This window comes from Halomonas sp. HP20-15 (genome assembly GCF_033446685.1).
In the GTDB taxonomy this organism is placed as follows: domain Bacteria; phylum Pseudomonadota; class Gammaproteobacteria; order Pseudomonadales; family Halomonadaceae; genus Modicisalibacter.
Window position 1 is genome coordinate 121,180 of sequence record NZ_JAWQLY010000008.1, and the last position, 11,441, is coordinate 132,620.

8 protein-coding genes are annotated in these 11,441 nt (G+C 66.0%); 6 read left to right on the forward strand and 2 right to left on the reverse strand.

Annotated elements, in window-relative coordinates:
• Positions 1-8: 8 nt before the first annotated feature.
• From treS to R6258_RS12175, 4 genes are all read left to right on the forward strand, one after another.
• Positions 9-3,344: a maltose alpha-D-glucosyltransferase gene (gene treS, locus R6258_RS12160; protein WP_318450615.1), complete on the forward strand. Its 3,336-nt coding sequence runs from the start codon at positions 9-11 to the stop codon at positions 3,342-3,344.
• On the forward strand, positions 3,341-5,569 hold the full coding sequence (gene glgB / locus R6258_RS12165; RefSeq protein ID WP_318450617.1) for a 1,4-alpha-glucan branching protein GlgB: 2,229 nt from the start codon (positions 3,341-3,343) through the stop codon (positions 5,567-5,569). The genes treS and glgB overlap by 4 nt, the downstream gene beginning before the upstream one ends.
• Positions 5,570-5,692: 123 nt before the next feature.
• On the forward strand, positions 5,693-6,415 hold the full coding sequence (locus R6258_RS12170) for a glutathione S-transferase (protein ID WP_318450620.1): 723 nt from the start codon (positions 5,693-5,695) through the stop codon (positions 6,413-6,415).
• 170 nt (positions 6,416-6,585) lie between these two features.
• A complete protein-coding gene (locus R6258_RS12175; protein WP_318450622.1) occupies positions 6,586-7,296 on the forward strand; it encodes a DUF3581 family protein in 711 nt (236 codons plus the stop codon).
• 52 nt (positions 7,297-7,348) lie between these two features.
• On the opposite strand, the gene R6258_RS12180 is transcribed toward R6258_RS12175, so the two are convergent.
• Together R6258_RS12180 and dauA are read right to left on the reverse strand one after the other, a co-directional pair.
• Entirely contained in the window at positions 7,349-7,795 is a 447-nt protein-coding gene (locus R6258_RS12180; protein WP_318450624.1) for an SgcJ/EcaC family oxidoreductase, read from the reverse strand.
• A gap of 158 nt (positions 7,796-7,953) precedes the next feature.
• Entirely contained in the window at positions 7,954-9,684 is a 1,731-nt protein-coding gene (gene dauA / locus R6258_RS12185) for a C4-dicarboxylic acid transporter DauA (protein ID WP_318450626.1), read from the reverse strand.
• 113 nt (positions 9,685-9,797) lie between these two features.
• Here dauA and R6258_RS12190 point away from each other — a divergent pair, with 113 nt between their 5' ends.
• Both R6258_RS12190 and R6258_RS12195 read left to right on the forward strand, forming a co-directional pair.
• Positions 9,798-10,832, forward strand: coding sequence for a ribonuclease Z (locus R6258_RS12190; RefSeq protein ID WP_318450628.1), 1,035 nt, complete (start codon positions 9,798-9,800; stop codon positions 10,830-10,832).
• Positions 10,829-11,437 carry a cyclodeaminase/cyclohydrolase family protein gene (locus R6258_RS12195; protein ID WP_318450630.1) on the forward strand — a complete coding sequence of 203 codons (609 nt, stop codon included), beginning with the start codon at positions 10,829-10,831 and terminating at the stop codon, positions 11,435-11,437. The genes R6258_RS12190 and R6258_RS12195 overlap by 4 nt, the downstream gene beginning before the upstream one ends.
• Positions 11,438-11,441 lie beyond the last annotated feature (4 nt).

Here is an 11,441-nt window from a genome sequence, read left to right on the forward strand (position 1 = left end):
GAAGGCCCATGATGGATGCCAGCAGCGAGTCGCACGCCGTCGAGACCATCGACTTTCTCGAGGATCCGCTATGGTACAAGGACGCCGTCATCTACCAGGTGCACGTCAAGTCGTTCTTCGATGCCAACGATGACGGGATCGGCGATTTCCGGGGATTGATCGAGAAGCTCGATTACATCGTCAGCCTGGGGGTGAACGCCATCTGGATCCTGCCGTTCTACCCCTCGCCGCGCCGCGACGATGGCTACGACATTGCCGAGTACACCGGCGTCAGCCCCGACTACGGCACCCTCGAGGACGCCCAGCGCTTCATCGAGGAGGCGCACAAGCGTGGCCTGCGCGTGATCACCGAGCTGGTCATCAACCATACCTCGGACCAGCACGAGTGGTTCCAGCGCGCCCGCCGCGCGCCGCCGGGCTCGCCCGAGCGCGACTTCTACGTATGGTCGGACACCGACCAGAAGTATCCCGGTACGCGGATCATCTTTCTCGACACCGAGTCGTCCAACTGGACCTGGGACCCGGTGGCGGGCGCCTACTTCTGGCACCGCTTCTATTCCCACCAGCCGGACCTGAACTTCGATAACCCGCAGGTGCTCGAGGAGGTGCTCAAGGTCATGGCGTACTGGCTGGACATGGGGGTCGACGGGCTGCGCCTGGATGCGATCCCCTATCTGGTCGAGCGCGAGGGGACCAACAACGAGAACCTGCCCGAGACGCATGTGGTACTCAAGCAGATCCGCAAGGTGATCGACGAGCGCTATCCCGACCGCATGCTGCTGGCCGAGGCCAACCAGTGGCCGGAGGATACGCGTCCCTATTTCGGTGACGGCGACGAATGCCACATGGCGTTCCACTTCCCGTTGATGCCGCGCATGTACATGGCGCTGGCCCAGGAGGACCGTTTTCCGATCACCGATATCCTGCGCCAGACCCCGGAGATTCCCGCCACTTGCCAGTGGGCGATCTTCCTGCGCAATCACGACGAGCTGACCCTCGAGATGGTCACCGACAAGGAGCGCGACTATCTCTGGAACCACTACGCCGTCGATCGCCGCGCGCGGATCAACCTTGGCATCCGACGCCGCCTGGCGCCGCTGCTGGAGCGCGACCGGCGGCGTGTCGAGCTGCTCAACAGCCTGCTGCTGTCGATGCCGGGCACGCCGGTGCTCTATTACGGCGACGAGATCGGCATGGGCGACAACATCTATCTGGGCGACCGCGACGGCGTGCGCACGCCGATGCAATGGTCGATGGATCGCAACGGCGGCTTCTCGCGAAGCGATCCCGCCAAGCTGGTGCTGCCGGCGATCATGGACCCGCTCTACGGCTTCCAGTCGGTCAACGTCGAGGCCCAGACCCGCGATCCGCATTCGCTGCTCAACAGCATGCGCCGGTTGCTCGCGGTGCGCAGCCAGCACCGGGTGTTCAGCCGCGGCACCATGCGCCCGCTGTATCCCAGCAATCGCCATATCCTGGCGTATCTGCGCGAGCTGGTGCTGGACAACGGCGAGGCCGAGGTCCTGCTGTGCGTGGCCAACGTGGCGCGCAACGCCCAGGCGGTGGAGCTCGACCTGTCGGCCTTCGCCGGGCAGGTGCCGGTCGAGATGGTCGGCGGCAGTGCCTTCCCGCCGATCGGCAAGCTGCCCTACCTGCTGACCTTGCCGCCCTACGGTTTCTACTGGTTCCTGCTGGCGCCGGAGACCGCGATGCCCGAATGGCACGTGCCGGCCCCCGAAGCGATGCCGGATTACGTGACGTTGATCGTCAAGCGCCAGCTCGAGGAGATCCTCGACGCCCCATCGCGCGGCATGCTCGAGAACGAGGCGCTGCCCAAGTACCTGCCCAAGCGGCGCTGGTTTGCCGCCAAGCAGGCGCGCATCGACCGGGTGAATATTCTTTATGCCGTGCGCATCGAGGACGAGCAGCATTCCATGCTGCTCAGCGAACTCGAGATCCAGCACTCCCAGGGCAGCGACCGCTACCTGCTGCCGTTGGGCTTTCTCGGCGAGGACGACCGCAGTGGGGCCATGGCCCAGCAACTCGCCCTGGCGCGGGTGCGCCGCGGACGCGATGTCGGCCTGCTGACCGATGCCCTGGGGCTGGATGCCTTTGCCCTGCGCATTCTCGACCTGCTGCGCAGCGGGGGCAGCCTGCCGTGCGGTGAGGGCGAGATCCGCTTCCTGCCGACCTCGGCGCTGGGCGAGCTGGAACTGCCCGAGGACGTCGATGTCGCCCATAACAACGTCGAACAGTCCAACAGCTCGGTGATCATCGATCACAAGGTGGTACTCAAGCTGTTCCGGCGTCTGGAACCGGGCATACACCCCGAGGCCGAGATCGGCCGCTACCTGAGCGAGCACGGCTTCGAGCATGTGCCGCCCTTGTACGGCGAGGTGGCGCGTCGCAATGCCGATGGCGAGTCGCAGACCCTGATGCTGGTGCAGGGCTTCATTGCCAATCAGGGCGATGCCTGGTCGTGGACGCGCAATGTGCTCGAACGGGCGATCCGCGAGGCGGGCGAGGAGAGCGAGGCCAGCGACGAGGAGAGTGGCTACCGTGCCCTCGACGAACTCGAGGAGTTCGCCACGACCCTGGGACAGCGCCTGGGCGAGCTGCACCGGGTGCTGGCCCTGGCGAGCGAAAATCCCGATTTCGCACCGGAGCAGGCCGGCACGTCGCATGTCGAGGCCTGGTCGCAGCGTGTCCGCGAGCAGATCGAGAAGGCGCTCGACCTGCTGGCGCGCCACAAGGGCAATGCCGGTGAAGCCGATCAGGCATTGGCCGACGGGGTACTCACCGAGCGGGATGCCTTGCTGTCCGCCGTCGAGCCGCTGGCGCAACGGGCCGAGGGCAGCCTGCTCACCCGCATCCACGGCGATCTGCATCTCGGTCAGGTGCTGGTCGCCCACGACGATGCCTACATCATCGACTTCGAGGGCGAGCCGGCCCGCTCGCTGGCGGAGCGGCGCGCCAAGGACTGCCCGCTGCGCGACGTCGCCGGCATGCTGCGCTCCTTCGACTATGCCGGCGCCAAGCTGGACGAGGCCGCTGTCGGCAAGTCGAGCGACGAGAGTGCCGTCGAGCTGGCCCACGAGGTGGCCGAGCGCTACCTGCTCGTCAGCCGGCGCGCCTTCCTCGACGCCTATTGGCAAAGTACCGGCGATATTGCCCATCGCTGGGCTTCTCCGGAAGGCGCTAGCGCCGCACTGGAACTGTTCGTGCTGGAAAAGACGGTCTACGAGATCGCCTACGAAGCTGCCAATCGTCCCGCCTGGCTGGGCGTGCCGCTGCGCGGCCTGGCAGCCATCGTCGACCAACTGTCCATGAGAGGGGCCCCATGACCGATCTGAACGTCAACACCGTCAAGGACGATGCCCTCTGGTTGTCTCCCGATGACGCCGAGGCGCTGACCCGTGGCACGCACGGCAATCCGTTTTCCGTACTCGGCGTGCATGCCTGTGGCGCGGAGGATACGGAGTCCTGCCTGCTGCGCGTCTACCTGCCCGGGGCACTGGGGGTGGACGTGCTCGACCGCGACACCGGCCAACGACGCTGCAGCCTGACCGGTATCCAGGTTCCGGGGCTGTTCGCGGGTCGGCTGCCCCATGTCGCGCCGTACACGCTGCGCATCCGCTGGTCGGGCGGTGAGCAGGAAACCGAGGATCCCTACTCCTTCGATCTGCTGCTCGGCGAGACGGATCTGTACCTGATCGGCGAGGGCAATCACCGTAATCTGGGACATTGCCTGGGCGCCCAGCCGATGGAAATCGACGGCGTGTCCGGGGTGCGCTTCGCCGTCTGGGCGCCGAACGCGCGACGCGTTTCGGTGGTCGGCAACTTCAACGCCTGGGACGGGCGCCGCCACGTGATGCGGCTGCGCCATCCCGCCGGGGTCTGGGAATTGTTCCTGCCCCGCCTGGGGCCGGGCGAGTCCTATAAGTACGAAATCCTCGACGCGCATGGCGCCATCGCGCTCAAGGCCGACCCGGTGGCGCTGGCCACCCAGACGCCGCCGCACACCTCCTCGGTGGTCGCCGACACCACGCCGTTCGCCTGGCACGACGCCGAGTGGATCGCCCAGCGCGGTGAGCGACAGGGGCCCGACCAGCCGATCTCCGCCTACGAAGTGCATGCCGCCTCGTGGCGCAAGCACGGTGGACACGACGGGGTCACCTACAGCTGGCGCGACCTGGCCGAGCACCTGATTCCCTACGTGCTCGAGATGGGCTTCACGCATGTCGAACTGCTGCCGATCATGGAGCACCCGTTCGGCGGCTCCTGGGGCTATCAGCCGCTGTCGCAGTTCGCGCCGAGCGGTCGCTTCGGCAAGCCGCAGGATTTCGCCTACTTCGTGGACGCCTGCCACCAGGCCGGACTGGGGGTGATCCTCGATTGGGTGCCGGCGCACTTTCCCACCGATCCGCATGGCCTGGCGCGCTTCGACGGTACGGCGCTCTACGAGTACGAGCATCCCTACGAGGGCTTCCACCAGGACTGGAACACCTACATCTACAACCTGGGGCGGCGCGAGGTGCACGGCTTCATGCTGGCCTCGGCGCTGCACTGGTTGCGTCACTATCATGTCGACGCACTGCGGGTCGACGCCGTGGCGTCGATGCTCTACCGCAACTACTCGCGCAACGAGGGCGAGTGGATTCCCAACCAGTACGGGGGGCAGGAAAACCTCGAGGCGATCGAGTTCCTGCGCCATCTCAACGATGTGGTCCATGAGGAAGTGCCGGGCGCCTCGGTGATCGCCGAGGAGTCCACCGCCTGGCCCGGGGTGACCCAACCGACCCGCGACGGCGGCCTGGGTTTTGCCTACAAGTGGAACATGGGCTGGATGCACGACACCCTGGAGTACATCGCCAAGGACTCGGTCTATCGCTCGTACGCCCATCACGAGTTGACCTTCCCGATGGTCTACGCCTTCTCCGAGAAATACGTGCTGCCCATTTCCCACGACGAGGTGGTGCACGGCAAGGGCTCGCTGATCGGCAAGATGCCCGGCGACGAGTGGCAGCAGTTCGCCAACCTGCGCGCCTATCTCTCGACCATGTGGACCCAGCCCGGCAAGAAGCTTTTGTTCATGGGCTGCGAGTTCGGCCAGTGGCGCGAATGGAGTCACGACCGCGAGCTCGACTGGTCGCTGCTCGGCGAGGCCCACCATGCCGGGATACAGCGCCTGGTCGGCGACCTCAATCGTCTCTATCAGCAAGAGACGCCGCTGCATCAGCGCGATACCGAGCCGGAGGGTTTTGCCTGGGTGGTCGGCGACGACGACACCAACAGCGTATTCGCGTGGCTGCGCTGGGACCTGATCGGCGAGCCGCTGCTGGTGGTGGCCAACATGACGCCGGTGCCGCGCTACGACTACCGGCTCGGCGTACCGATCATGGGGAGTTGGGAAGAGATCTTCAACAGCGACGCGCAGCGCTACGGCGGAACCAACCTGGGCAACATGGGACAGCTCCAGGCCCTCGATACGCCGCTGCACGGGCAGACGGCCAGTGTCTCGCTGACATTGCCCCCGCTGGGCGTGATCATGCTGCGTCCAACGCGATAAGCGCCGCCCGGCTCGAGTGCCCTCGCCAACCGGCGATTACGGCTCCGAAATGGAGGGCCGCGCTCATTGGGCTATCCTGAAAAGCCAGTCGAAGAACCTCGAGAATGGCGGCAAGGAGGGCCCATGCGCTACGAACTTTATTACTGGCCAACCATCCAGGGGCGCGGCGAATTCGTGCGCCTGGCGCTGGAAGACGCCGGTGCCGACTACGAGGACGTCGGCAACGAGGCGGACGCCGGGATTACCGAGATCTCCTATTACCTGGAAGGGCAGGCGACCTTCAGGCCGCCTTTCGCGCCGCCGTTCCTGAAGGCCGGCGAGACCGTCGTCTCGCATGTCGCCAATATTCTGCAGTTTCTCGGTCCGCGACTGGGTTTGGTGCCCGACGATGAGCAGAGCCGGCTTTGGGCCCATGGCCTGCAACTGACACTCAGCGACTTCGTCGCCGAGATCCACGACGTGCATCATCCGATCGGATCGAGCCTGTATTACGAGGATCAGCAGGAGGAGGCCAAGCAACGCGCGGCGATCTTCATCGACGAACGGCTGCCCAAGTTTCTCGGCTACTTCGAGCAGGTGCTCGAACTCAACCCCGATAGCGACGTTTGCCTGGTCGGTGACGAGCACAGTTACGTCGATCTGTCGCTGTTTCAGGTGGTAAGCGGCTTGCGCTACGCCTTTCCGCGTGCCATGGCCGGCCATGAGGAGGCCTTCCCGGGCGTCATCGAGCTTGTCCGGCGTGTCGCCGAGCGGCCCAACGTCGCCGCCTATCTGGCCTCGTCGCGGCGGCTGCCATTCAACGAAAGCGGCGTGTTCCGCCACTATCCGGAGCTGGACGCAGATTGAGCGGCGACAGCAATCATGCAGTCCGGTTCGTGGCGATGACGTTGCGACTGGTCAGGGCGCGCGTTCGATGGTAGAACGCTGCTACCGGCACCGCTTTTACGCAATATAACAATTCTTCGTTTGCCGGCGCTTTCGTTCACTCAAGCGTTCATCTAGGTACCAGGGCTAACATGTTTCTCGACGAATTTTACACCCAAGCCGACGGCTGGCTGCGTATCGGCGCGCAGCAGGCCAGTCGCTTTGCCAAGCGCATGGCCGGCGACTACAACCCTATTCACGATCCCGATGCCCGACGCTTCTGCGTACCGGGGGATTTGTTGTTTGCCCTGGTGCTGGCTCGCCATGGCCTGGCCCAGCGGATGACCTTCCACTTTCGCGGCATGGTCGGTGACGGGGTGCCGCTCAAGTTCGTGCTCGGGGAGAGCGGCGAGCTGAGCGTGGTCGACGATGCCGGCAAGGAGTACCTGTACGTCGAGCGCAGTGGCGAGATCACCCACGATCCGGCGGTGGTCGAGCGTTTCACGCGGCGCTATATCGCCTTCTCGGGGCGGAACTTCCCGCACTATCTCAAGCCGCTGATGGAAGACAGCGGGGTCATGTTCAATCCGCAGCGGCCGCTGGTGATCTACGACAGCATGGGCTTCCGGCTCGATGCGCTGCCCAGCGAGGGGCTCGAGGTGGCCTTCGACGGCGCCAGCTTCGACATCCAGGGCAAGCGCGGCGAAGCCCGCCTGGCCTTTCGCATGAGCGCCGGTGGCCAGCCGCTGGGCACCGGCGCCAAGAAACTCGTGGTCAGCGGTCTGCAGCCCTACGATGCCGAGGTGATGGACAGCTTCGTCGAGACCTTCTCACGGCGCAAGGCCGAGTACGAGGCAAGCTGAACGGCTCACACCGGGAGACACGAACACGACCGCGTCTCCCGGGTTGCCTTGGTCAGGGTTCCAGGTCGAACAGCACCTTGCCGCTTTGCATGTCGAAGGGCGCCGAGAAATGCTCGTGCACGATCAGCCACTCGCCGGCGCGTCTGCGATAGGCGGTGGTGCCGCGCATCCAGCAGGCTTGTTCCTCGCCCTGATCGTTCGTCCCGCCGCAGTGGCTCAGCGCATGGCTGAAGGCGATATCGTCGCCGACCTGAATCTGTACTTCATGCAGGGTGAACTTCATCGTTCCAGGGCAGAGTTCGAAGCACTTGGCCCAGTGCTCGCGGTAGGCGTCGAGGCCCTTGAACTGCAGTGCGCCGATGGCGTCGAAGGCGACGACGTCCGGCGCGTAATGGGTCATCAGGGTGTCCAGGTCCTTGGCCAGTGCAGCAGCGACCCAGCTATCGATCCGCTCGCGGATCGCGCTCTCGGCGTTGATGGGGGAAGTCGCGGTACTCATTCGGCATGCTCCTCTAGGGGAACCGGTTCGGAGAGGCCACTCGGGGTGAGACCGGTTCAGGGAAGGGCCGGTGTCGGCCGGCTCCGTTAAGCACCCGCTGCGGTGCTCGCCTCCCTAGTCGTTCGGCATACGGCGAGATCGACAGTCCAGAGGAACATTCAAGCCAGCCAGCGTCGGGCGACGTGCCGGGCGCGTTCCAGGGTCGCGCAATGGGTCAGCCGACGGGTTGCGGTGTGGATGCCGGTGCGCCGCAGCTTGACGATCTGGCGAGACGAGAGGCCCACGAAGATCAGCGCGATCCCCTGACGGTGCATCTCGTTGACCAGCGTTCGCAATGCCACCAAGGCGGTGCCATCGATGCTGGGCACGTCATGCATGTCGACGATGACCAGCTTGACCCCGGGATCGACGATGCGTAGCGAGGCCAGCGCCTTCTCGGCGGCCCCGAAGAACATCGGTCCATTGATGGCATAGACCGCCACCTGTTCGGGTAGGCTATCCAGCAGCCCGGGATGGCTATCGTCCAGTCGCGTGCTGCGGGTCAGGCCGCTCATGCGGCGGATGAACAGCACCGCCGCCAGGCCGACACCCACGGCAACGGCCAAGACCATGTCGAAGAGCACCGTCAGCAGAAAGCAGATCGCCAGGATGGCGATGTCGCCGGGCGGCGCAGTGCGCAGGGTCCTGAGGAAATGGTGGGCTTCGCTCATGTTCCAGGCGATGACGAACAGCAGCGCAGCCAGCGAGGCCATGGGAACCTGGCCCAGCAGTTCGGCCAGGCTGACGACGGCCAGCAATACCACCAACGCATGGACGACGGCCGAGACCGGCGAGTGGGCGCCGCTGCGTATGTTGGTCGCGGTGCGTGCCAGGGCGCCGGTCGCGGTGATGCCGCCGAAGAAGGGGGCGGCCAGGTTGCCAAGGCCCTGGCCGATCAGCTCGGCATTGGGATCGTGGCGGCCGCGCGTCATGCCGTCGGCGACCACCGCGCAGAGCAGCGACTCGATGGCGGCCAGCATGGCGATGGCGCAGGCCGGGCCCAGCAGCACGCGGATCAATTCGAAATTCAACGTCAGTGGCTGGCCATCGGGGCCCGGCCAATGCCAGGGCAGGCTGAGCGAGGGAGCTATCGGCGGAATGCCCTGGCCGCTGGCGCCATCCAGTGACCAACTGAAGCGCGAGGCGATGGTGTCGACGTCGTCGATGGGCAACCAGTGGTTGACGGCATAGCCCGCCAGGGCGCCGATAACCAGGCCGGCCAGCGGGGCCGGCAGCGGCAGCTTGAGGCGCGGCCACACCAGCAGCACGGCCAGCGTGAGTGCGCCAACCGCCAGTTCGGCGGGCTGGGTCGACGGCAGGGCGGCGACGATTCGGCCCACGTTGTCCACATAACTTTCGCCCGCTGATACGCTCAGGCCGAGAAAGTCCGGAACCTGGAGCGTCGCGATCACCAGGGCAATGCCCGCGGTAAAGCCCAGTATGACCGGGTAGGGTACATACTGGATCAGTACGCCCAGCCTGGCCACGCCCAGCCCGACCAGTATCGCCCCGGCCATCAGCGTCGCGACCAGTAGCCCGCCCAGCCCGTATTGCTGGACTATGGGCAACAGGATGACCACGAAGGCGGCGGTCGGCCCGGAGACGTTGTAGCGGGTTCCGCCGGTCAAGGCGATCACGATGCCGGCGACGATGGCTGTATAGAGCCCATGCTGCGGCGCTACGCCGGTGGCGATGGCCAGGGCCATCGACAGCGGCACGGCGACGATGCCGATGGTCACGCCGGCGAGGATATCGCGTCGCAGGTCGCCCAGACGGTAGCCGGCTTGCCAGGCGTCCCTCAGCCCCGTGCCCAGAGCCGGCCATTTCATGAAGGGCTGGGGATCGGCCATCGTGGGCTCCTTGAGGCAATATGCTGGGAGGCACAATCCTAGCATGGCGCCGTCCGCTAGCGGCCTGTGACGCTTTCACGCACGCCATCGGGCACATGGAAATAACGAGCGATATGCAACTTCAGTTTCTCGGCACCTCCGGCGGAGTGCCCACCAGGACGCGCAACGTCTCGGCCGTGGCGTTGCGGCTGGACAGCGGCAAGCGCTGGTACCTGGTCGACTGCGGCGAGGCTACCCAGCATCGCTTGCTGCGTACCTCGCTGAGCCTGGTCAAGCTCGAAGCGATCCTGATCACCCACCAGCATGGCGATCACTGCTATGGCCTGCCGGGGCTGCTGGCCAGCGCCTCGATGGCCGGTCGCACGCAACCGTTGACGATCGTCGGGCCGCAGGCGATCGGCGATTTCCTCGACGCCGTGCAGGCGACCACCGGCTTGCACCTGAGCTTTCCGCTGGTCTTCGTCGATGTCGAGACGCTGGACGGGCCGCTTGAGCTGGCCGACTTCAGTGTCGACTGCGCGGCGCTTTCCCACGGCGTCGCCTGCTATGCCTATGCGTTCAGCGAGCGCCATGTCGAGCGCAAGCTGGATCGCCAACGGCTGCAAGCGCTGGGGGTCGAGCCGGGGCCGCTGTGGGGGCGCTTGCAGCAGGGCGAGGATGTCGAGCTGGCCGACGGTACGCGTCTCGCCAGCGCCGAGGTGCTGCTGGCGGGCCGCCGGCCCCGCAAGGTCGTGATCGGTGGCGACAACGCCACGCCGGCGCGGCTCGCGCGATTGTGCGAGAGAGCCGATGTGCTGGTCCACGAGGCGACCTACACTGAAGTGGTCGTTGCCCGGCTGGGCACCGACAACCGGCACAGTACCGCGGCGCGTATCGCCGCCTTCGCCCAGGCGCAGGGCGTGCCCCATCTGCTGCTGACGCACTTCAGTCCGCGCTACGTCTATGCTCGCGACGCCGCCGTGTCGATCGGCGACGTCGAACGCGAGGCGCGGGGGCACTACGCCGGGCACCTGGCGCTGGCCGATGATTTCGACGTCTACTCGCTGTCGCGGGAGGGCGTGCTGGGCCAGCCGTGTACGGGACGGAAGGCCTCACGTTACGCTGCGCTGCAAGACACTCGGCATAATGACGAACAGGGAGCGCCATGAGCCAATCGACCAGCATCTGGGCCATGACGCTTGGCGATTTTCGCGATGCCGTCGAATCGCGCTCTACGCCGGGCTGCGGCGCAGCCGCGGCGGCATCGGCCGGCATGGGGCTGGCCCTGGTGCTCAAGGGGCTGCGCATCACCGACGGCAAGCATCCCGATGTCGAGCGCGGGGAACTGATCGCCCGTGGCGACGCCCGGTTGGCCGAGCTGGGGCGTTACGCCGACGAGGACGTCGAGGCCTTCGACGCCTACCTCGCCGCCGTCAAGCGGCCCCAGGATAGCGACGTCGAGAGACGGGCGCGTGAGCGGGCCATCCAGGCCGCCGCCGAACGCGCCAACCGGGTGCCGTTGGCGACGGCGCGCAGTTGTCTCGAGGCGCTGAGGCTGAGCGTCGAGGCACTGACACGAACCGCCGACAATCTGCGCAGCGACACCCTGGCGGGCGGTTTGATGCTGCATGCCGCGCTCTCGTCCGTATTGATCAATGTCGATGCCAACCTGGCCAGCTTGCATGACGCCGCCGAGCGCGAGTCCATGGCCGCGGAGCGCCATGCGCTGCAGCGGGATGCCGATCGGCACCTGCAACGGTTGCGGAGCGCTTGACCTG

Bases quoted from the DNA above. Each gene is read 5' to 3' on its own strand.
- R6258_RS12175 (WP_318450622.1), top strand. From the start codon at position 6,586: ATGTTTCTCGACGAATTTTACACCCAAGCCGACGGCTGGCTGCGTATC.
- dauA (WP_318450626.1), bottom strand. From the start codon at position 9,684: ATGGCCGATCCCCAGCCCTTCATGAAATGGCCGGCTCTGGGCACGGGG.
- glgB (WP_318450617.1), top strand. From the start codon at position 3,341: ATGACCGATCTGAACGTCAACACCGTCAAGGACGATGCCCTCTGGTTG.
- R6258_RS12170 (WP_318450620.1), top strand. From the start codon at position 5,693: ATGCGCTACGAACTTTATTACTGGCCAACCATCCAGGGGCGCGGCGAA.
- R6258_RS12180 (WP_318450624.1), bottom strand. From the start codon at position 7,795: ATGAGTACCGCGACTTCCCCCATCAACGCCGAGAGCGCGATCCGCGAG.
- R6258_RS12190 (WP_318450628.1), top strand. From the start codon at position 9,798: ATGCAACTTCAGTTTCTCGGCACCTCCGGCGGAGTGCCCACCAGGACG.
- R6258_RS12195 (WP_318450630.1), top strand. From the start codon at position 10,829: ATGAGCCAATCGACCAGCATCTGGGCCATGACGCTTGGCGATTTTCGC.
- treS (WP_318450615.1), top strand. From the start codon at position 9: ATGATGGATGCCAGCAGCGAGTCGCACGCCGTCGAGACCATCGACTTT.